Source organism: Symmachiella dynata (genome assembly GCF_007747995.1).
GTDB classification, from domain to species: Bacteria; Planctomycetota; Planctomycetia; order Planctomycetales; family Planctomycetaceae; genus Symmachiella; species Symmachiella dynata.
This window is the reverse complement of sequence record NZ_CP036276.1, coordinates 1,462,773-1,485,825: the sequence shown is the minus strand read 5'-3', so window position 1 is coordinate 1,485,825 and position 23,053 is coordinate 1,462,773. Positions and strand designations below refer to the sequence as shown.

At 54.6% G+C, this 23,053-nt stretch carries 16 protein-coding genes; 11 read left to right on the top strand and 5 right to left on the bottom strand.

Going from position 1 to position 23,053, the window contains the following annotated elements:
* Positions 1-10 precede the first annotated feature (10 nt).
* The 9 genes from Mal52_RS05620 (at position 11) to Mal52_RS05585 (ending at position 13,686) form a co-directional block, all read left to right on the top strand.
* A complete protein-coding gene (locus Mal52_RS05620; RefSeq protein WP_145374731.1) occupies positions 11-988 on the top strand; it encodes a hypothetical protein in 978 nt (325 codons plus the stop codon).
* Positions 989-1,386: 398 nt separating this feature from the next.
* Complete coding sequence (holB, locus tag Mal52_RS05615) at positions 1,387-2,400, top strand: DNA polymerase III subunit delta' (RefSeq protein WP_145374730.1); 1,014 nt, start codon at positions 1,387-1,389, stop codon at positions 2,398-2,400.
* 229 nt (positions 2,401-2,629) lie between these two features.
* Complete coding sequence (locus Mal52_RS05610) at positions 2,630-3,478, top strand: PSP1 domain-containing protein (protein WP_145374729.1); 849 nt, start codon at positions 2,630-2,632, stop codon at positions 3,476-3,478.
* Between the two features lie 447 nt (positions 3,479-3,925).
* Positions 3,926-4,330 carry a Minf_1886 family protein gene (locus Mal52_RS05605; RefSeq protein WP_145374728.1) on the top strand — a complete coding sequence of 135 codons (405 nt, stop codon included), beginning with the start codon at positions 3,926-3,928 and terminating at the stop codon, positions 4,328-4,330.
* 232 nt (positions 4,331-4,562) lie between these two features.
* Entirely contained in the window at positions 4,563-5,069 is a 507-nt protein-coding gene (locus tag Mal52_RS29590) for a hypothetical protein (RefSeq protein ID WP_197534679.1), read from the top strand.
* 70 nt (positions 5,070-5,139) lie between these two features.
* On the top strand, positions 5,140-5,907 hold the full coding sequence (gene rlmB, locus Mal52_RS05600; protein WP_197534678.1) for a 23S rRNA (guanosine(2251)-2'-O)-methyltransferase RlmB: 768 nt from the start codon (positions 5,140-5,142) through the stop codon (positions 5,905-5,907).
* A 557-nt stretch (positions 5,908-6,464) separates the two neighbouring features.
* Positions 6,465-11,750, top strand: coding sequence for a tetratricopeptide repeat protein (locus tag Mal52_RS05595; RefSeq protein WP_197534677.1), 5,286 nt, complete (start codon positions 6,465-6,467; stop codon positions 11,748-11,750).
* Positions 11,751-12,195: 445 nt separating this feature from the next.
* A complete protein-coding gene (locus tag Mal52_RS05590) occupies positions 12,196-12,618 on the top strand; it encodes a hypothetical protein (protein ID WP_145374725.1) in 423 nt (140 codons plus the stop codon).
* A 108-nt stretch (positions 12,619-12,726) separates the two neighbouring features.
* Positions 12,727-13,686: a PEP-CTERM sorting domain-containing protein gene (locus Mal52_RS05585; protein ID WP_145374724.1), complete on the top strand. Its 960-nt coding sequence runs from the start codon at positions 12,727-12,729 to the stop codon at positions 13,684-13,686.
* A 332-nt stretch (positions 13,687-14,018) separates the two neighbouring features.
* Here the strand turns inward: Mal52_RS05585 and Mal52_RS05580 are convergent, their stop codons facing one another.
* A complete protein-coding gene (locus tag Mal52_RS05580) occupies positions 14,019-14,948 on the bottom strand; it encodes a carbohydrate ABC transporter permease (RefSeq protein ID WP_145374723.1) in 930 nt (309 codons plus the stop codon).
* Positions 14,949-15,164: 216 nt separating this feature from the next.
* On the opposite strand from Mal52_RS05580, the gene Mal52_RS05575 reads away from it, so the two are divergent.
* The gene (locus tag Mal52_RS05575) at positions 15,165-16,397 is read left to right on the top strand and encodes an outer membrane protein assembly factor BamB family protein (protein ID WP_145374722.1); all 1,233 of its coding nucleotides are present in this window, start codon (positions 15,165-15,167) and stop codon (positions 16,395-16,397) included.
* Between the two features lie 42 nt (positions 16,398-16,439).
* Here Mal52_RS05575 and Mal52_RS05570 read toward each other — a convergent pair whose 3' ends face one another.
* The 4 genes from Mal52_RS05570 to Mal52_RS05555 all read right to left on the bottom strand — a co-directional run bounded on the left by Mal52_RS05570 (position 16,440) and on the right by Mal52_RS05555 (position 21,420).
* The gene (locus Mal52_RS05570) at positions 16,440-17,432 is read right to left on the bottom strand and encodes an NAD-dependent epimerase/dehydratase family protein (protein ID WP_145374721.1); all 993 of its coding nucleotides are present in this window, start codon (positions 17,430-17,432) and stop codon (positions 16,440-16,442) included.
* Positions 17,433-17,675: 243 nt separating this feature from the next.
* Positions 17,676-18,611, bottom strand: a complete 936-nt coding sequence (locus Mal52_RS05565) for a UDP-glucuronic acid decarboxylase family protein (protein WP_145374720.1) — start codon at positions 18,609-18,611, stop codon at positions 17,676-17,678.
* A gap of 115 nt (positions 18,612-18,726) precedes the next feature.
* Complete coding sequence (locus Mal52_RS05560) at positions 18,727-19,692, bottom strand: NAD-dependent epimerase/dehydratase family protein (protein WP_145374719.1); 966 nt, start codon at positions 19,690-19,692, stop codon at positions 18,727-18,729.
* A 174-nt stretch (positions 19,693-19,866) separates the two neighbouring features.
* The gene (locus Mal52_RS05555) at positions 19,867-21,420 is read right to left on the bottom strand and encodes a hypothetical protein (RefSeq protein ID WP_145374718.1); all 1,554 of its coding nucleotides are present in this window, start codon (positions 21,418-21,420) and stop codon (positions 19,867-19,869) included.
* A gap of 1,111 nt (positions 21,421-22,531) precedes the next feature.
* Between Mal52_RS05555 and Mal52_RS05550 the strand changes: the two genes are divergently transcribed.
* On the top strand, positions 22,532-23,014 hold the full coding sequence (locus Mal52_RS05550; protein ID WP_145374717.1) for a hypothetical protein: 483 nt from the start codon (positions 22,532-22,534) through the stop codon (positions 23,012-23,014).
* The last annotated feature ends 39 nt before the right edge of the window (positions 23,015-23,053 follow it).

Here is a 23,053-nt window from a genome sequence, read left to right as displayed (position 1 = left end):
GATGGATACCATGCGAATTTCGATTGCCAAGTCGCTCGCGGCGACTCTTTGTTCGGCGTTGACGGTTACGGTTCTTTGCGGAACTGCGTCGGCTCAAGTTGTCCCCGGAACCGGCACTTTCCAGGCGAAAGCCAGTGACGACTTTGAAGATACCGAATGGGTCTTCACACACAATTTCCCCAAGAGCAGCAGCAACATCGACAAACAAACCCGGTATCCCTCTGGGAAGTCCAACAACAACAAATGGTTTGAAAGTCTCAAACGCGGACAGCCCGACGTCATCAAACGTGTCACGCCCCCGGCAGGCGGACTTCCCGGCAGCACCGGCGCGATGTTGATGCAAACGCTGAACTCCGGCATCCCCGGTTACTCATCACGCAAATGGCAACAGGACGACCTGTTGGTCGACGTGACGAATGCCTTAGGCGGATTTGTACCGGTCGCCTGGTCCCCCAACGTGGTGGTCCGACTCTACATCCCCGAGTTCGACAAATGGGAAAACCGCACCGGAACCTCATTCGGATTTCGCGCCAGTGTCCTCGCACAACGTTCCACGCGGGGCGGTTCTCGTAAACGAGGATTCTTTGGTTTCCGTTCCCGGTTTAGCGGCGGAACGGAAAGCGAAACGCTCTATCCCGGTATGTTCATTCAATTCAACAGCAAAACCAGCGGCTACAAAGAAGACTCCGCCTACTTCATCATTCGCGCCGATGAACGGGGCTACGACTACACCGGTCCGCAAATCAAACAAACCGGCTGGTGGACGATTGGAATGTCCTTCACTCCCGATGGGCGGATTCACTACTACGCAAAACCGGGCGTCGAAAACCTCACCCCCGCCGACCACATCGCCTCGCACAACTACCACGACTACAGGTGCGTGCGGTTCAACACCTACTTCTTCGACGTCTGCAACGCCAACGACGGCCGCACCTGGTCCACCCCCTGGATCATCGATGCCCCAGCGATGTACATGTCACGGAAATAAACCCGCCGGACAACATGCCCCCCTCTCTCCCAGAGCAACCAACCCTGTATTCGATAGGCATAGAATTGGGAGAGGGTGGCCGCGATGGCGCAGCAATCGGGGCGGGCACAGCCCGCAAGAAGCCGCAATTTCCGCGCTCCGTTAACAAGCAGAGTCTCATTCATCGGGACAGCTGAAATTGCACCCGTCTTGTGCCTACGGCAGACCCATTGCCGTTGGCAATCGCTGCCACCCGATGATTGTTTCCCCACGACAGACGATTGTCCCACTCCAGCGCCAGTTGTTCCCGCTATCTCGACGTGATACTCTCTGCGATTGAAATTTAATACCGCAGACGCCGCGACCTTTCGCTCTGAATTCCGATTGCGAGGCCTGCGGTCACGAAGGACGGCAGGGTGATGGGCTGGGAACAACTACGCGGACATACACAGCAGATCGAAATGTTTCGCCGTACGCTATCGCGCGGCCGGCTGGGACAGGCGTATCTGTTTGTGGGGCCTGAAGGGGTTGGCAAACAGACCTTCGCGACAACGTTGGCGCAGGCGCTCTTTTGTCAGACCCACTCCCACACGGACCTGGATCCCTGCGGAACCTGCCCGTCTTGCAAACAAATGGCTAGCGGCGCGCACCCCGATTTTTCTCGCGTGCAACTGCTGCCGGAGAAACGCGAACTGCTGATCGAACAGTTTATCGGCCCTAAGGAGAATCGCGGCAAGGAAGGCCTCTGCCACGACTTGTCCCTCAAGCCAATGTCGGCCGACCGTAAAATCGCCGTCATCGATGACGCCGACAAAATGAACGATGCAGCTGCCAACGCCTTTCTAAAGACCTTGGAGGAACCCCCGCACGGTTCATTGATCCTGCTGATCGCCACCAATGTCGAGCGGCTATTGCCTACGATTCGCTCACGCTGCCAAACCATTCGTTTTGCCCCCCTCACCGCCGAGGATGTGGCGGACTTAATCTTGGCAAACGGCATCACCGACTCGCCCGAGGTCGCCGCTGAAATTGCCGCGCTGAGCGACGGCAGTTTGGCGACTGCAGCGCAATTGGGAGACGCTGAACTTCTGGAGCAACGGCGGACATTGTTTGCCGCACTCGCATCAGAACGATTTCACAGCGTGAATACAGCTGCCCAGGTCATGGAATGCATCGAAGCGGCTGGTTCAGACACGGCGGCACAACGACAACGGGCCGCTTGGATAATCCGGTTTTGCATGGAGTACTACCGCCACTCGCTTGCAGAGGTTTCCGAAATCGACCCGGAACGGGCTGAAGTGATCGGTGCCGCCATCGAACGCGCCGTGACTGCGCAAATGCACTTGGATCGCAGTATGTCGGTCGGACTGTGCATCGAAGCGCTGTTCGACGACCTGGGCCGAATCGGCCGTACGGCAAAAACGTCTGCCTGAACATAAAGCACACTTCCCCCGACCACCGGAACGCCTCCAGTAGCCGATAATCCCGGCATTTGTTGCCACGATGGCAATTGCCGCAGCGATGGGCCTATAATGCCCGTTGGGATTTTTGCCTTTCCACAAATTTCAATAGACGCCGCCACTTGAATGCCTCGGGACAAGCGAGGCATGGCTGACAGCGACGGCTTCATATTGAAACATATACATATCTATCGAGATCACCATGCCGAGTCGTTACGTCGTTCGCTATGGGTTAATCCGCCACGTCGCCCCCTTTTCGGTAAAAGGGCCGCAAACCTATGCCCGCGGAGATTCCGTGGTCGTCCGTAGCGACCGGGGAATGGAATTGGGCGAGGTCCTTTGCGAAGCAACGGAACGCGCCGTTAAGTTTTTGCCCTCCTCCGAAACGAAAGGCCATATTGTCCGCATTGCCACTCTTGAGGACGAGCAATCCAGCGGAGAGTTGCACGAAAAAGAGCGAATTGAATTCCACGACTGCGCGGAAATGATCCGCGAGCGCAAACTGCAAATGGAACTCATCGATGTTGAGCACGTGCTCGGCGGAGAACGGATCGTCTTTTTCTACTTGGCAGAAAAGCGAGTCGATTTCCGGGAGTTGGTCAAAGCGCTGGCAAAGAAATTCCACACCCGGATCGAAATGCGGCAAATCGGTGTTCGCGATGAAGCGAAGTTGCTTGCCGACTACGGCGACTGCGGCAAACCGGTCTGTTGCAATACGCATCTCACCCAGATGCCGCCGGTTTCCATGAAAATGGCCAAGGTTCAACGAGCCACTTTGGACCCAACAAAGATTTCCGGCCGCTGCGGACGGCTCAAATGCTGCCTGCGGTACGAATACGATACGTATCAGGAAATCCGCCGGGAGTTGCCCGCTGTCGGAAACATGGTCGTCACTAAACAAGGACAGGGCAAGGTGTTACGGCAAGAAATCTTAGCCAGGAAACTGTTAATTCAATATGAAGACCAACGCCGCATTATCGTTGACGAAAGTGAGATCGTGACAGTCGTCAAACGCTCCAAATCGGCCGAGACGGTCAAGCCGGCCGAATAGAAGTTTGCTGCATCCATGCAGAGTCGCTCAGCAGCCTCGTCATTGTTTGAGGTGAGACAACGGACTTGCAAACCTGAAACCTGAACGTCTGGGAACTGCTGGAGGTCTCGGGGGACCTCGAAAACCATGAGGCGGATTCTTCGTACCTGCCAGGGTATCTTAAGAAAATGTCAAGATTTGCATTCAAATTGCATCCCCTGTCCGGTTATGATGAACAGGCACGCCGCCACAGACAATCGGCGAAACTTGCCGTTCGAATTCATCAAAGTGATGAACCCCTGCATCAGCACCAGTCGTCGCAGCGGCAATAAGGACAGCGTTTGTTTGGAAAGTCTGCGGACTTGGGATTTCGCGTAAATAAAGAGTCTCCGAAAACATCGCCCGGCCAAAGTTCACAGCAATAACAACTCGCCGTGAAACCGGGAACGGAAGTGTACTACGCAAGCCATGACAACGACATCAAATACAACGATCAGACGCCGTTACGATTCCAATGCGTATCGGTTCATTTTCCCAGCCTTGCGGTATTCGCAAAACCTGTTTCGCCATCCCCCTGCGGCGGGCGTCCATTATTCCGAAGCGGAGGCCCATATCTCCGGACAGGAATTAGTCAATGGCATTCGCCAATACGCTCAAGAACAGTTCGGCATGTTGGCCCGCACTGTCTTTAATAGCTGGGGAATCTATACGACAGAAGATTTCGGGAAAATTGTCTTCGAATTGATCGAAAGCGGAGACATGAAGAAAACCGACGATGATCGCTTAGAGGATTTTTGCAACGTCTTCGATTTCGAGGAAGCATTCGACGACCAATACATCATCGATGTCAGCCGCGCCTTCTCCCCCAACTAACGGTGCTCCCGCTGGGAGATCGCAGCTTGTTTCTCAGCGGCAAGATAGCGTCGCCTCACCATGAGAATGCCAATGCCTCTTGGCGAACCAGGGCTCCACTGCGGCAAGATCGCACTGTTGCAAAAACCCCGCAGCAGCGACCGCTAGCACTTGAATTGATATTTTTCCGATCCCGAAAGTTGCTCATCAGCCACCAATTTTCGAATCGTGCGTCGCAGGGAAGGAAAGCACGTTGTCACGACATCGCCGCCAGGCGGCTCAAAAACAAGACGCTGCATCGTCGCCGCCGGAAGTCATGGAAGAACAATCCGCTGTTTTGCCGCGTTCAAAAACAAGATTGGTCGTTGGCATAACCGTGTGGGTCGTCTGGATCGCCGGTCTGTTGGCCTTAGCCGGGCTGAGTTCCAATCCCATCACGCTCAACCGCCGCCAATTTGCTGACGCGGACTTGGTAATCATCGGCAACGTCGCTGATTCAGCCACCGGCCGCGTGAGTGTTGCCGAAACGATGTACGGCGTATTTCCCGATAAGGAACTCACCGTCGTCGGACTCTCTGAAATCTCCAATCTGTCAACCGGAAACTCCTATGTGATGCCCCTAAGACGCCGTAATGGTGAATTCGATGTTGTGGCCATCACAAACGACCAACGGGGCCGCGTCGTTTATCCCGCCACGAGCGAAGTCCGATCGCAACTCGACAACGTTCTTGGCGAAATCAGCAAACGGCTCACACCGTAAAAAACTGAGACTCGCTGCAGAGCAATACTGGTCAGCTGGCAGAGTAGCCATCGCTTGGAAAGGGACCGCAGTGGCAGCTGCAAAAAAACGGCGAGACGCGTTGTTGGGCAATCATCAACGCTGTTGGCTATGGGGACGGCACCTCGTACGGCAAACGCTCGAAGCCAATCGATGGCCCATTCACGAAATCCATTTGGCCGACCGCTTGGGCGAGGAAGAACTGTCGCGATTGCAAAGCCTCGCCGACCGTCACCATGTCCCGGTAATCGTGGAAACAGCTACCCGCTTGACCCAATTGGCCAAAACCAAGGACCACCAAGGTTATCTCGCCAAGATGGGGATTTTCCCTTACAAGGCGGCCGAAGAGGTCTTACAAAATCCGGCAAAGAACCCGCTCTATTTAATTTTAGACGCGATGCAGGACGCCTACAATTTTGGTGCGGTGATCCGCTCGGCTGAGGTGTTTGGCGCTTCGGCAATCGTTGTTGGAAAACACCGCCAAGCGACGGTCAACAGTCTGGTGGCGCGAAGTTCCGTCGGCGCAGTCAACCGCGTACCCATTGTGCAATCTGCAGATGTGGCGACCATGATTCAACTTCTGCAAACGCAGGGAATCTTGGTCTATGGAGCGAGTGAAAAGGCGGTCGAACCGATTTTCAAGCACGATTTGTCCGGCCCGATCGGGTTGGTCATCGGTAATGAGGGAACCGGAATTTCCTCCGAGGTCCAAGCGGTTTGCGACGGGTTCGTGCGAATTCCGCTGCAAGGAGAAATCGGTTCGCTCAACGCAGCTGTCGCGGCCGGAATTGTACTGTATGAAGCGACACGTCAGCGATGACCGTGCAAGAATGTCAGCCTAGTTGCCGCATGCTGCCAGGAGGGGCGTAAAATCGGGAATGACCCGTATCTCCGAAAAAATCGGTGAATTTCGCGCTGTGAATTGTCCAGAGAGTCGTTACCTTGAGGACGCTCAAGGATTTGGCCGCTACATTGTCCATAAGAGATGTTCCCTGAACTGCCAGGAACGTCTCCTGCGTACCGTCAATACTGGCTGGACGCATGGAACAACAGCGAATGCGGTTTGCACGCATTGTGTGGAACTCCCTGATCGTGATGGGATGTTGCGGAATGTCAACGCATTTCCGCATGGCCAATGGAGGGGCCAAACCGGTTCTCGCACGTTTTTTTTCATTGAACAGAAAATATGCTGGGGACTCATCCACCGATTTCTGACTGCACACAGTAGTACTAAGAAGAATCAATGGGGCACGAGTCATAAACGGGGCAGAGACTGTTGACGGACCGCTCGAATTCGAATGATGCGAATCACCAGAGAGATCCCTTCAAAAAAACGGCCGCATGTCGGCAACAAATTCAAGCCAGGTTGGACTGCAAATGAAAACTCAAATTCTCGGAATTGAATCGACTTCGCACCAGACACGTCATGGACGTGTCAATGGACGACTGGTTTTGATCTTGGCGGTTGCGCTGTTGGTTTCAGGGACCGTGATTCATCTCGTGCACGGTGTGATGGTCGACCGAAACGCAAGCGACCTATATGACCGCGCCGTCCGCTTGTTGGACGAGGCAAAGGCTGACGAAACCGCCGCGCAGTCGGCCGAAGGCGAGAAACTGGAAAAGCTGGAAAAACAAGCTGCACAAAAACGCCGAGATGCGATCCGTTACCTCGGGCAGTACCTGCAACTGGAAACAGAAGATCACGAAGCTTGGTTGCTGTACGCCAAGTCCTCTGATGAATTCCAAACCGCCCCCGGTTCCCGACGGAAAGTGCACGAGCGTATCAATGCAGCTCTGCGCAAATTGGAATCCGCGATTGAAGCGGGTACCGCGACAGATGAAGTTGCCGAACAATACCAAGCTCTCCGCCGCCGCTCCATTAAAGTGGCCATGAATGTCGGAGCTTTGACGAGAGAAACCAGCCTGATCAAAATCGCTGCGAAGGACATCGAAGAACTCAACGATGAGCTCAAAAATGATGAAAACAGCGAAAATGACAATGACGCGGAATTAAAATTGTGGGCCGGAATTTGTGCCGCCCAACTACAAGAATGGAAACAAGCCGCCAGCGCATTTGACGAGGCCATCGCGCTGGACCCCAGTATGGTCGAGGCTTACAAAAACCTGATCTTGGTCATCCGAGATCACCCGCGCGAAGTCCCTTACCAGGGGTATGATCCTTCTGGAAGAACGGGAGTGACCGTCGACGAAGTAATCGCACGGCTTGGTGAAAAAATGGTGGCAAACGGCAAGCCTGCCTATCAGGCCTTTTTCACCAGAGCCGTCCTGGAACAAGAAAGTAGCGAAACAGCTGACAACGACGCACTCCGCGATGCCGACCTGGAGAAAGCCAGAAACGACATCGAAGATTCAGTCAAGCAACTGGAATCCTTGATCGCGCAACCCGAGCAAAGTATCGACGAGACAATCGATTCCCCGGAGAAGGAAATCGAACCGTTTCTGGTTGCCTCAAGAATTTACTCAACCTCCGCCAGGTATGCCAACGAACATGGAGACCGCGAGACCGCAAAGAAATACCGGGAAAAGGCGCACCAATTCGCCACCACGGTCCTTGAGCGCCAACCATCCAACCTGACCAGCTACTTATTGCTGTCGAAAAACCAACAGTCGTTACAATTTTCAAAACCGCTCGCTGAACGGGACCTTACGGCTCCGATTCAATACCTCAAAGATGGTTTGGCCCAAATCCCCGAGGGACTGCGATTCCCAACGAACGAAGAATTACGTTTGCGGTTGGAATTGGCCGAACAAATGATCCTGGCCAAGTATTGGGAGGAAGGTCCCGATTCCGCCGGTAAGAACCAAGAATTAGAAGACGCCTTCACCTCTTTAAAAGAACGTAATGCTCCCGGCAGTCACGTCGATTTTCTGCAGGCTCTGCAGCTCTACGAACAACAGGACTGGGGGAAAGCGATTCCTGCTTTGGTCGAAGCGCGAGAAGAATTGCTGGATAACAATCTTCTCTCTCTCAGAATCAACATGATGTTGGCCACCGCTTATGGCCAAACCGGCAATTTGCAATTGCAACTGCGTGCCTTGGAACGCGCCAAGGAACTCAATCCACTGATGATTGCGGTACGAGTCCAACTTGCCAACGCCTTGGCGCGGGCCGGACGTGCCGACGAGGCGATTGAGGATTTGAACCTGACAAGTATGTCTGTGGATGGAGTCGCGTCTCAGCTCGCTCGACTTTACATCCATCAAATGCAGAATCGTCCCGTACAGAGCCGCAAATGGGATGCGGTTCGTAAACAGATGACTAGAATTCTCGACCTGCTTGATAAAACGGGCCGCAAATTCTCGCCGGATTGGACCACCGTAAAAACGGCGTATGTTCATACTTATAAAAACAATGTTTCGGAATTGAGCGACACCAAACCTGAACAAGCCAAGCTAGCGCTCAATGAAGCCGAGACATTGCTCCGCGAGGCCATCGAGCAACAACCCGAGGAACCGACGTACTGGTCGGAATTGGCGAGTGTGCAATTCCTGCGAGGGTCGCTGGATAAGGATGAAGAGAAGAAACGAAGCACACAGGCTGAAGCCCTAAAAATCTTAGACGAAGCGGATGCAATATTCGGCCCCACCCCCGTCCTGCTCGCAACGCGTGCCAACGCAATAGCTCTTCTGCACGCTGATGATGAAGACAAGGCCGAAGCCCTCAAGCAAATCAACGCTTTGGGAGACGACCTGGGCGACATGAGCGACGAGGAGAAAATCCAGCTTTGGAGAGGTCTCGGTATGGCCAATCTAAGCCTCGGATCCATCGAGAACACGCGCAACTATTGGCAAAAAATCGTTGACACCAAACCATTCAACTTGGAGTTCCAACAGTTCTTGTTGCAATTGGTACTAACCGAATCCAAGTTTCTGCTCAGCAATGTTCAACCCGACCTCCCGGCTGACAAGTTGGCTGAACTGCGTACTCAATACGAGGGTCTACTCAAAGATGCGAAGCACATCGCCGCAGAAATCCGCAAAATTGAAGGCGCCGGCGGACCGAATGGTGATTTTGCTGAAGCGAACGCGATGTTGCTTGAAATTGAATTCCAGCAACGGCAATTGACCAATCAACAGATGACTGTAACTGATGAGAAACTTATTGCGCAACTGCAGCGCGTTCGAAAATTGTTACTCGCCGCCAAGAGCAAGCAGCCGCGAGACACCGAAATCCTAGCCGTATTGGGACGCGTGGAACTTGCTTTGGGCAATGAACAAGCAGCTATTGATAACTTTTTGATTGCCGTCGACCTGGGCGAGTACAACTCCCTCGTCTTGGATCAACTCATTCCGTTGCTTTCTAAATACAACCGGAACGATGAGATTCGCAGAATCGTCAATCGCGTACAAATCCGCAAACCCGAAGTGCTCACGCCGGGTAACGGGTCCGGCTCGGGCAACCGCCTGGGAGCATACGGAGCACAGGCGTTCATGCAACTCGGGGACTATGCTGACGCCATTGACCTCCTCAAGAAAATCTCACCCGACCAGGAGAACAACGCCAATTATCACCTCCGCATCGGGCAAATCAATCTGATGGAGGCGCGCAGCAAAAAACGCGTCGACAAAGACACTGAAATCGAGCCGCATTTCCGCAAAGCGGTTGAAATCGCTCCTCAGGATCCCAAAGCACGTCTGGCACTGATCGCTTACCTGCTGGAGGCCAACCGCCGCGAGGATGCGGTGCTGGAAGTCGAGAAAGCAAAAACCAACCTGGGCAGTGAAGACAATCATGCACTGTTAGCCAGAATGTATCGCGCCGTCGGAAACCTGGACTTAGCGACCAGCGAATACGAAGCCGCACTCAGCCAACGCCCCACCGATAGCATTCTGCTGGGCGAAATGATTGACTACTACGTCAGCCTGAAAAATGCCGAGGCTGCCGAACAAGCCGTTAACACGGCCCTCTCTATCGACGAGAAAAACCCAAGCTTATACAGCGTCGCCGCCAATCTGTATGCAAAAACCGGACAACGTGAAAAGGCGTTGATCTACCTGGACAAAATCCTCAAGCGCAAATCGGAATTTGACGAACCATTCGTCAAATCCGCCCGCCGACGAAAAGCATTACTACTAGGGACGACAAACGTCTACCAGGAAAGCTTAAATGCTGTGAAGCTTATCGATGAAAACCTCGTCGAGTCACACGATCTCAGAGATTTGCGCGTCAAAATGGAAATCTTGAATCGCCATGCTACGCAAGACGCACAAAAACAAGTGATTGAAATTCTCAACGAAATTGATGCCGCTGGTCAAATGAATCTGCAGGAACGATTCGTCTTGGCCAAGCTGTACCAGATGCGCGGCAACTGGGATGCTGCTAAAAGTCAACTGCTCAATTTGGTAGATGCCGCCCCGGATTCGGAAAAATACCTTGCCGAATACATTGATGGATTGATCAGCCAAAACCAACAACGAGATGCCGCTCCCTTCATTTCACGGTTGGAGCAAATCGCGCCCGGTTCGATGACGTTGGCCATGATCAAAGCCCGTATGGAAATGGCCAACGATGATACAGAAGCTGCTGTGCAGGAGCTCACAGACTTTTTAGACAACCATCCGCCCCCCAAGTACGACCTCGATTTAGCCATGCAGATCGGCACACTCTACAAGGCCGATCCCCAGCCGACCGAAGAATTGCTTGACGTCTTCGAAAAATTCGTAAAGTCAACAGACGATCGCCAAGCTCCCGAGGTGCTGAAAAACGCCCGCGAACTTTACAAAGATAAAAAGCCGGCAGAAGCCGCCCGTCTCGCCGCTGCGTTCACAGGCAAGGTCGTCGCACGGGGAGATTTATTCGCCGAAGAAACATTAGCGATCGCTAAAATATTGGAGACCCTGGCAGGCGAGGAAATTTCCGCTGCCAACGAAGCTGTCATCAAGAAAGCTGAAGAAATCTACCGCGACTATGTACAACTGTCGCGAAAACCAACTGCCAAATTTGCCCTGGCTAGCTTTTATGGCCGACAGAAACGCATTTCTGAAGCACTCGAGATTTGTGACCAACTTGATGACGGCAGTATCCCTGTTGCCCAATTGATTGCCTTGAAAGTCGCGCTACTACGCACTGGGTTCGCTACGCCTGAAGAGGTTCGTCGTGTCGCCCAAAGTGTGGACCAGGCCGTGGCCCAAGACCCAAACTCGATTCCCCTCAAGCTGCAGCTTGCCACGTTACGGGACTACCAAGAACTCGATAGCGAAGCCATCGCCGCTTATGATCTGATTCTCAAACAAGATCCCAAAAATGTGCTAGCGAACAACAACCTCGCTTGGTTGCTCGCCATGAGTACCGGCAATGAACAAAACACCGAGAGAGCCCTGAATTTGATTAATGAAGCCATTGCGGTTCGCGGTCCGGTGCCCGAATTCCTCGACACGCGTGCGACAATTCATATGATTCAAGGAGACGCGACCGCAGCGATTAACGACCTGAAAATCGCGGTCAAATCAACGTCCAACAACAAATCGATGTACTACCACCTCGCGCAAGCCTATTTGCTGGCCGGCGATTTTTCTGAAGCAAAACGGACCATGTTGCAAGCGCGCAAACTGGGATTCACCCCCCACAACCTGCATCCTCGTGAAATCGAAGCGCATGACCAACTCGTCCACGACTTGGGCCTAGAGGTCGAGAAAAAATAAGAAAGCGACAGGGGCAGAGGCAGCTATCCAGACGAAGCCTCGCCCCTGTTTTCTCAACACGAAATCATGATGATTTCGTGAATCACCAGCACGGTTATTGAGCTGCAGATTGGGCCAAAAACAGCCAGAGTGCGTCTTGGACGCCCTTTCGGAGCCCGTGATGGCCAGTGTTTCGGCAAAATTCCCAATGGACCTCTCGCCCCTCCCCAAGCACCTGCTGCGTTGGGGCTGCATTTCTGCGGTATGTCGACCAAATATCGCAGAATCTCCACCCTAAACTGCGAGTTTTAGGTAAACAGAAAAAACTCCCAAAATAGAGTTTTTTTTGTTGACACCGATAGGCAGATCTCCGTAAATTGGAGAGTAGTGATGGGTGTTGCACTTATGTCAACGACATTTCTGGCCCCCATTGATGACTGACAACTACAGAATTACCGGAATGAACATGCGACGGAGAGCCTACAATTGGGTTCTGATTCTCGGCTGCATGGCCCTCTTAACGGGCCTGTCGTCGAATGCTCGCGCCGGTTATATCACTGATGTCACTCAAGTGCCCGATCTGTGCCTCGTCGATTCGGGCCAATCGGGTTCGTCCGCCGCAACGGCTGACACCCCACGTAAACCGGTAACTCCCGAAGCCCTGCTGCAAATGTTCGGCCCCTTGGCCGTCAAGGGCACTATGGATGTCAGTTCTGGAATTGGCACCCCCTCAGTGAGTGGGACCGGGTCCCCTATGCCGATCGCCGGACTGCTATTACCGGTGGAAGTCTCACAAAATCAACTAACGGCCCGCTTGGCCATCGCTTCTCAAACCTCACGGCCCCCGCCACATGTGGACCGGCTGTTCCGACCGCCCCGCGTCGGCTAGTTTTTTCGCAAATCGAACAGTAGTAAACAGAGACACGATTTTGCATCGAGTTGCCAGATGATCTGGCCGCTCAATTACTTAAAAAACTAGCAACTTAAGGTTTGAAAAATGAAGAAATCACTTTTCGTGGCCAGCTTGGTCGCAGCTGCTTTGTTGATGCCCGGAACGAAAGCCCAAGCCCAATTCGGGATTGGCTTCAACAGCCCCGTCGACATGAACTTTAGCGTTTTCGATAACGCCAACGGAAATGGTAATACCTACAACGATGTCACCGACATCACCCGCCTCACGTTCTCGGGTGCGGTTGCGTCGAACCACCTCGGTGCTGGCAATGCCACCAATGGCGATGCCGTTCACACCGTCGGTGGCGTTGTGGCGACAAGCTACTTGACTGGCCCGACCAATGCATACTCCCCGCTTATCCCGCCGATCAGCGGAACAGGCGTTGGTGGAGGTCTTTCCTTCCTGGAATTGACAGCCACTGTTGACGCAATGGGCGTGATGTTCAACGTCGTCGACAACAACAACTTCCAAGTCGCACTGACTGCAGTGACCGTCAACTTCTATGTTGACAACATTGATCCCGCCGCAGCGGGAACTGGAAACTACAACTCCGGTGATGCTTCGACTTGGGTCGATGGTACTCCTGTAGCCTCCTTCACTTTGGTCCCCGGAACGGGCATCATCTCGTTCGCCGGTGCCGGAGTTGCTGGATCCACAGAATTCGGTTCTGTCTTGACCTCAGATCCGGTCTTGGGCTTCTTGGCTGGTGAAATCACCGAATTGGTTGGCAACTTGCTGATGTACGTCACAACCGACGATGAGCCGCTGCCGCCGCTGCCTGGTGAACCCGGATACCCCGGAACCTTGCCGTCAAACATCGACGCTGTCTTCCCCGGATTCTCAAATGGTTGGGGAACCGGTATCGACGTCCAAGCTGCCATCGACGGTTCCTCGACATTCGAGGTCGTCCCCGAGCCGAGCAGCTTTGTTCTGCTGTCACTCGGTGGTGTCGCTTTGGTCGGTGTTGCCGCCCGTCGTCGTCGCAACGCCAAAAAAGCTGCCTAATTCAGTTCCATCTGAATTCGATAGCTGAATAGTCTGTTAAATATCGCCCTCGGAGAAATGTTCTCCGAGGGCGTTTTTTATTGCGCCTTACCCTGCTTGTTGCCCTCCTCCCCTTGTTGCCTTACTCCCAAGGACCACCCGCCAAGCAATCCTCCTCCAAGGCCCCCATTGTCCTGCATCAGGCGGATACCGGCTTCGATTGCCTACCGGGCCTTGATCCTCGTCTTGACGTGTGAGGGCCTCAGCAGCAAGCAGAGGGCTGTGATCGCTGCGCCCCCTCGAGGGATGCCCCCGAGGATGGAGCGGTACAGTCACTGAGCAGAACCAGCAGCCTAATAGTGCACCCACCGGCGTGCGGAGCGGAACAGCAGTAACGTCACAGCCGCCACGAGCACGAACAGCACCCAGGCCGCCGCACTGGCGTAACCCGCGTCGAGGTACTTAAAGCCCCACAGGAAGATGTGTAGCGAGAGCACGCGTGTTGAGCCTTCCGGGCCGCCGCTCCCGCCGCTGACCACATAGGCCTGCGTGAAGTACTGTACGGCCGCTACCAGCCCCATCACGACGTTAAAAAAGATCACCGGCGTTAAATGCGGGAGCGTCACCGCCGTAAATTGCCGCACACGGCCCGCCCCGTCCAATTGGGCCGCCTCGTACAACTCGCGTGGAATATTGCCCAGGGCGGCCAGATAGATGATCATGAAGTTTCCCACACCCCACAGCGTCATCAACGCCAACGCATCCTTCGAGCCGAGACCCGCCGTCCCCGCCCACAACTGGGCCGGGCTAAACGCTTCGGCCGCGTTATTCAGCCAAGTGGGCGCCCATCCGGTCGGCGCAAGCAGACGGTTCACCAGTCCGCGCGTGGGATTCAGCAACCATAGCCAAAGGATCGAGGTCGCCACCGTCGGCACGATCGAGGGGATAAAAAACAGTGTGCGATAAACCGCCTGTCCCCGCACCCGCAAGTTGAGCGCCACAGCCAATCCCACACCCAGCAACACACTACCCGGCACCGCCAGCGCCGCGTAATAAACCGTATTCCACAGCGCCTGCCCAAACTCGTCGCCCCGCTCGATCTCCGCCGCCAACCGCCGATAGTTTTCGACACCGATCCATTGCGGATCATTCAACAGGTCGTAGCGGCAAAAACTCCAATACAACGACTGCAAAAACGGATATATGGTCAACAACAACAAACCCACCAACCAGGGTGCGACGAACAGCAAGCCGGCTCGGGTTTGACGGGAGGAATTTGTCATGTCGTCGGCGAGTATATCAGAAAAGGGATAAGACTTGAGGGAACCGGCTTATGGTTTGTAGAGTGTCTTTGAAAATCGGATTGTACTGACGCGCCTGAAATTGTCAGTGCTTCGACCGATGCCTTATCATGCCGACACCTTGTTGGCACGTCGAACATCCCCGCGACGATGCTCGCGTCCGGCGCTCTATTTTGATCGAACCCAGGAGAATCAACGATGAGACGGATTGTGTCTGCCGGTGTGCTGAGCTTGTTATTTTTCACAGCTGCGTCGCTTCACGCGGAAGAGTGGACACAGTTTCGCGGTCCCCATCGCGACAACCGCTCCTCCGAAACCGGGCTGCTGACCTCTTGGCCCGAAGAGGGTCCAAAATTGTTGTGGACAACCCACGGCATCGGCGAAGGATTCTCGACCGTTTCCGTCAGCGGTGGAACCCTCTACACAATGGGCAACCTCGACGGGCAAGAACAAGTTTTCGCTCTGAATGAAAAAACGGGAAAGATCCTCTGGCAAACTGCAATCGGCGAAGCCTACGAACAAGGTCGCGGCAACGGTCCCCGCGGTACACCGACGATCGACGGCGATTTTCTCTATGTGTTGGGCGGCAGCGGCAATCTAGCCTGCATCAACCGCACGACACACGACGTGGTTTGGAAGTTGAATATCCTGGATGAGTACGACGGCGAAAACATCAAATGGGGCATCAGCGAATCGGTGTTGATCGATGGCGACCGGCTGATCTGCACGCCCGGCGGCAGCAAAGGCACCGTTGTTGCCCTCGACAAAAAAACCGGCAAAGAGATTTGGACCTCGATCACCAAAGACAAAGCCCGCGCGGGGTATGCGTCGGCCGTGATCACCACAGCTGGCGGAGTGAAGCAATACGTGCAATTCACGAGTGATGCAACCATTGGGATTCGCGCCGACAACGGTCAATTCCTGTGGAGCAATACCGCCTCGGCCAACCCGGTTGCCAACTGTTCCACAGCGCTGCTGACCGGCGATTATGTCTTCACCGCGTCGGGCTACGGCACGGGCGGCGCGCTGCTAAAACTCAATGCCGATGGGGACAGCGTCGAATCAGAATTCATGTACAAAACACCGATGATGAAAAACCATCATGGCGGCATGGTGATCGTCGATGGCTACATCTACGGTGCCAACAACAACGTTTGGACCTGTATGGACCTAACGACCGGCGACGTCAAATGGGCCGAGCGTTCCGTTGGCAAAGGAGCTTTGGTCTACGCCGATGGACACCTGTATTTACGCGGCGAAAAAGGCCCCGTCGCCCTGGTCGAAGCCAACCCCGAGAAATTCGTCGAAACCGGCCGCTTCGACCAACCCGAGCGAAGCGACTACAACGCCTGGCCCCACCCGGTCATTGCCGACGGCAAGCTCTACCTGCGCGACATGGACGTGCTGCTTTGTTACGACGTGCGACAGTAGCCTCAAGAGCGTGATCCAAAAGGCGACGCAGCGTGACTGTTATTATGCTGCGTCGCTATTAGTCTTGTACCACTCCATCATCCGTCGCACGCCTTCATCGAACGTCACCTGCGGATCGTAGCCGAGTTGGCGGCGGGCTTTTTCGATGGAGAAATCGAGGTTCAGGCCCAGGAACTTGAACCGCGCGTTGGATAACAGTGGCGCTTCTTTTTTGCCCAATAGCCGATAGACCCGTTCCGAGGCTTTGGTCAAAAACCGCGCCACTCCCAGCGGGACCGATCCGGTTGGCACCGGGTAACCGGCCAATTCGGCGACCGAGGAGATGTAATGCTTCTTGCTGACCAGTTGGCCGTCGGTGATGTTGAACACTTCGCCAATCGTCTCCGGCTTCTCCAGGCAGAGGAAAATCGCGTCGACCAGATTGCCCACGTAGGTGTTGTTTAAAAGTTGATCACCGGAACCGAAGAACTTCACCTGTCCGATCTTGAGCCGCTCCAACAATCGCGGCAGCACGGTTTGATCGCGCGGGCCGTAGATGAATCCCGGCCGGACCACCGTTGCGGGCAGGCTGTTGTCGCGAACATGTTCCAGCACCAGCCGTTCCGCCTCGGCCTTGGTGAGCGTATAGCCGTCCATTCCGGTGAGGGTCGCCGGTTCGCTTTCATCGGTCCCGTGATGGTCGCGGCCTTCGTAAACCCCCAAGGAACTGACTTGGATGAACCGCTCTAAGCTGCCGGCCGCTTCGGCCTCAACCAATAGATGTTCCAAGCCGCGGACGTTCACGGCGCGGTAGTCGTCGATCGGCCCCCAGTCCCCCACCTTGGCCGCGCAGTGCACAATGGCACTCACGCCGTCGACCGCTTTTTTGAGTGCGTCGTGATCAAAAAAATCGCCGACGACCTGTTCCACGCCCCATTCATCAAGCAGTGCTCGATTGCTGGACTCGCGGACGAGCGCCCGCGGCGAATAGCCTGCTTCAATCGCCCGCTGCACCACGTGACTGCCAACAAACCCGGTGGCACCGGTGACGAGCATGATTTTCTGTTGATCGGCGATGGCTGACCTCCTTGCGTCCTGAGAACGCCATTCCCGTTCCGTTGGGAATAGGGTGCCACTGGCGGCTTGTCCGCCAGTGCGATTTCAATAGTGACTGGACTTCAATCAAACGCGTCGCCGCAAACCGGCGAGGAGGCCTCCGCGACGACGATCGCATAATCTCCCAGATTGCCTGCGACGGTGCAACACCGCTCGCGCAACTGACTGCTGTTGCCGAGGGATTTAGCTCTCCAACAGGCTGCGGTAATGCGCGATCGTTTTTTCCAAACCGGGCCGCAACTCAACTTGTGGCGTCCAGTCGAGAACTTTTTTTGCCAGCGTAATATCCGGGCAGCGTTGTTTGGGATCGTCCTGCGGCAACGGATGATGTGTGATTTCTGATTGGGAATTCGTGATGCTGCGAATCGTTTGCGCAAGGTCCAACAGACTGGTTTCCGTGGGGTTGCCGATATTCACCGGGCCAATGGTTTCAGTCTGTTCCATCATCCGCAACATGGCTTCGATCAAGTCATCCACATAACAAAACGATCGGGAATGGCTGCCGTCGCCGTAGATCGTAATCGGCTCGTCCTGGATCGCCTGATTGATGAAATTCGAAATCACCCGCCCGTCTTGCGGATCCATCCGTGGTCCATAGGTATTGAAGATCCGCACGATGCGGACGTCTACGCCGTTCTCGCGGTGGTAATTGACGCATAGCGACTCTGCGACCCGTTTCCCTTCGTCGTAGCAACTGCGCGGCCCGATGGGATTCACATGCCCCCAATAATCTTCCGTCTGCGGATGCACGTGTGGATCGCCATAGACTTCCGACGTTGACGATTGCAAAACACGCGCGCGACAACGCTTGGCCAACCCCAGGACATTGACCATCCCGACCGTGGAGGTCTTGATCGTTTTGATCGGATTGTATTGATAGGCGGGAGGCGAGGCCGGACAAGCGAGATTGAAAATTTGATCGCACTCCACATGCAGCGGATGCACAATATCGTGGCGGATCAACTCAAAGCGCGGATGATCCAACAGATGTTCGATGTTCCGTTTGCCGCCGGTAAAAAAGTTGTCGACGCAGATCACCTCGTCGCCCCGTTCGATCAGCCGGTCGCAAAGATGGCTGCCCAAAAAACCGGCGCCGCCGGTCACAAGTGTCGTCGTCATCGTCGATCGTCCCGTTCTACGAACCTAATGGGTATATGCATTGCCGTGATGCGCCGGTTGGCCGCGCGCAATCAACGTGTCCATTGCAGACTCAGTAACAGTCAGCACCATGATCTCAATCGCCGGTCCATTGTCTGTACCAGTCTACGAACCGCGGCACGCCGTCGGCAATCGTAGTCCGCGGCGCGAAATCCAACAACCGGCGGGCTTTGTCGATATCGGCGAAAGTCCGCACCGGTTCGCCGGGCTGCAACGGCTCGAGCTGCTTGATCGCCTCTTTCCCGGTGGCCCGTTCGATCTCGGCAATCAAATCCATGATCGACTCCGCACGGTGATTGCCCAAATTGATGACCTCAGCCGCAGCTAAGCCGGGCGCCTGCAATGTCGCCCGGATCCCCTCGACAATGTCCTCCACATACGTGAAGTCGCGAAACATTTCGCCATTGTTGTAAACGCTGATGGGTCGGCCGGCCAGAATCGACTCGGTGAATTTCCAAAGCGCCATATCGGGACGTCCCCACGGTCCGTACACCGTAAACAACCGTAGTCCGATCGTCTGAAAATCAAAGAGACGGCTGTACGTGCCGGCCAATAACTCGTTGGAGCGCTTGGTGGCGGCATAGATGCTCATCGGCTGATCCACCGTGTCGCTTTCGGAGTACGGCAGCTTCTCGTTCCCGCCATAGACGCTGGAACTGGAGGCGTAGACAAACCGTGCGACCTTTTGGTTCTTGGCAGCTTCCAAGACATTCATAAAGGCGGTCAGGTTTCGCTCGCCGTACGTCAACGGATGCGTCAGCGAATAACGAATGCCGGGCTGCGCTGCCAGATGGCAAACCAAATCGGGTTGGAATTGCTCGAACAATTCCACAACGCGGCCAATATCGCACAAGTCCATGGTATGGGCTTGAAACTGGGGATAGGCCACCGCGATATCCGCGTGTCGCGCTTCCTTGAGCCGCGGAGCATAGTAGTCGTTCAGAGAATCGACCCCAGCCACTTCGTAGCCATCCGCCAGCAACCGCTTTGCTGTATGAAAGCCAATGAAACCCGCCGAGCCGGTGATAAGAACTCTTGTCATGCGAAACAAAGCTTCAGCAACTGGGGGTGGGTCTGTGCGTTACGTGACTTGGGAAATGAACAGCAAGAACGGATCGCCGGGCAAAACAAAAACAGGGCGAACCGTGTTCAACCAAGGTTCACCCTGTTAGGTCCTATCCAATTCGCCTTTGACCGGCCACCGTGAGGTGAACGGTTATTTGTCATCCTTACTGCCGGCCTTGTACCGTTTGGATGTTTGATCCGAAGAGGATCTCGTTTTCAGCAGCGGGTGTCGTGAGTATTTCCCGGCGGTCTGGCCGGAACTGCCGTCGCCCATGCGGATGATCGTTTCATCCACAGCCGCACTGCGTGATCCGCTTTTGAGTGTATATTTCCGCTTGTCGCCCGGACGATACAAGCGTTGTTCGGCTTTGTAACCGATGAAGTTCAAGAAGTCGCTCAGCGAAACCAGACGCACACCGTTGTCCAATGCAGCTTCTTGCATCGAGTTGAATTCTCTCAAGACGTCGAGGATCTGCTGCCGTTCTTTGGGAACACTGGAATCCTCAGGACGGGGCATGTCGCCCAGAATCACGAATTTCACATCGGTTGAGATCAATTCACTGAAATCGGCATCTTCCGGAATCGTCGTCCCATCATCCAAGATTTCCGTAACGACCGAAGCGCCGGACGAGGTGATTAGCTCTCGCAACTTTTTACGGTCTGAGCGGCCGTCACCATCGAGATCCACGAAGCCCACAATCGCCATTTTCTCTGTACGGCCAGGACTCCACAGCGGCGTGTAAATCGGGTCACGGTCCGTGATTGGCAACCGGAAATCGGCATCGACCACGCGGGCTTCTGCCAAGTGAGGACCGAGAATCTTAGTGATTTCGATCGCGCCTTTGATGTCGGCATTCGTGCGGGCAATACCGCTGTGTCCCTTCTTGTAGACACTGAACGTCATTCGTTTCGGCAGCCGATCTGAACTTCCCAGATTGATCCAGACCATCCGTTTGTCACGGCTCGCCTTCACAATTTCTCCGTCAGGACGTTCGACTTCTTCTTTCTTGATCTCTCGTAACTCTCCCGACAAGCGGCGATTGAGAGCGCTCTGACGCTTAATCCGCTCGCCGAGATCCGTCGAAACGTCGGCGAGCTTCTGCTCCGCTTCCTCGGCGCGGCCTTCCGCTGAATTGACGCTTTCTTGTTTCTCACGAATCGTATCGTCTTTTTTGGCCAGAATGTCTTGATGCGTTTCCGTGTTCTCCGCCAACGACTGCTCTGCCGCTGTGCGGGCTTCGTCGAGTTTTGCCAGTTGGTCTTTGTTCGTCTGGTCCAACATCGCAAAACGCGTCTGCAGTTCGTCGTACATCTTTTGCTTTTGAGCCAACTGCTGATTCGCAGAGGACAACGCGGCGTGCAAATTCTGCAATGTGGCCAAGACCGTCCCTTCTTGCAGGTCGCCGCCGTAAGTCTTCAAATCGTTCAGCACGGCACCGATCACGGTTTCGTCCTTGAGCTCCTCGTTGGCATCACCCACTTCAGGATGATCATGCCCCAACAGGGCTTTCAGTTGGTTGATGTCATCTAAGGTCGATTTGGCCAATTGATTGGCTTCGACCGCTGTTTTTTTGTCTTCTTCCTGCGTCGCCAACCGCTCCTGGTTTTCTTGGGTCATCATGATCGCCCACACGCTGCTGATCAACGTCGTGATCACAAAGAAGACCAAAGTGAGCGTAAGCCCGGTGTTCTTGGACGAAGCCATATTCTGTCACCCTGAAAATTGCTGGAACCAATTACCAAACCCGGTTGAGCCTGTGCTTGATACGGTCAGACAACCGTCGGCACGAGACACCGGAAAATCGTCAATTCTGTTGAAAGCGGCGGTCAGTGATACGTCTCGGCGGAATCAACCACCTGCGCGAATGCCCTGCGCAAGAACGTGTCCATCCAATGTACACGGTAATAGCTACACCGGTCAAAGGCCAAATCCCGGCGGTCGATGAGTTTACAAAAGATTCGCCATACAGTGGCAGCCGGCAGCAGATTTCACGAAAACGACGATTCTGCCGATCATCCCTAAGGTGCGGAACGCCCGACGCCCCCTGTCCATCTCCGACTCAGGCATGCTTTGCACACCCATTGTCCTTGGCCACACAATAGTAGAGAACGAGAAACAGAGAGCCAAATTCGACGAATAGGCGTAAAAACACCCAGCGAATTGCAAATACTCAACCCGCCCTTCTACTGTACTCGGTTGAGAGCCGGATTGCACCTAAATTCCGATTCTAAATCCCACAAACCAAGTGTCAAGCACAAACCGGTGGTAGGGACCGCAACAGGTCTGAGGCTTGAGGCGTGAGGCTTGAGGAAACAGGCGTGAGGAAAAGAGTTGCAGAAGGCTCAACAAAACAGTTGTGCGCAAGTCAACGTGACAGTTGTGCACGGGTCTCCAGACCCCGCACCGCCCAGACCGTAGGTCTCCAAAACACCCGAAACCACAACCAAAAAACTCCCCTCCCCCGACAGACCTTTCCCCGCCAAAAGCAAATATAAGCCCCGCGACACAAAAACATCAACAAATCACCCAAATCACCCGACAAAGCACAAAGATCCCCCCCCAACCCCACCTCCAACACTCAGCCAAAACCACCAACCACTTTTTTTTCTGCCCACTGCCCACTGCCCACTGCCCACTGCCCACTGCCCACTGCCCACTGCCTACTGCCTACTGCCTACTGCCTACCACCCCTTCTACTATTGGCATCTGAACCGCCAAACTGTTAATTTGAACGAAACAGGGGCGATTCGACTGTCGGGCAAGCGTTCCCACTTCCACGTCGCCGCCCGATTTCTACGGGAGACCAGAGCAACCGATGGATTTTGAAAAGCGGCTCGAACGGGCCATCGAACGAGGTCAGCACCAAGGCGACGTCCAGGCGCGCGAAGATGAGCAGCGCAAATTGGGCGAAGCTGAATTGAAGCAGCTCCATATTAAGTACCAATTGGAGCTCTCCGAACAGATCGAGGACTGCCTCCGCAAATTGGCCGACCATTTCCCCGGCTTTCGCTTCAACACCGCCACCGACGAACGTGGCTGGGGTGCGACCATCTCTCGTGATGATTTGCTCGTCGAAGACGGCCGCCGCGCCAATTCCTTCAGCCGCCTGGAAATGGTCATCAGCCCCTTTGCCTCCGTGCATATCCTCGAACTCCGCGCCAAGGGCACCATTCACAACAAGGAACTCTTTCGCCGCACCCGCTATCAAATGCTCGTCGAAGCGGACCCGGAATCCTTTCGGCAATTGATTGACATGTGGGTGCTGGAATACGCCGAATTGTACGCAGCCAACGCCTAACATCCCGCCCCCCACACTCGCTGACCGCGACCTGTTTTG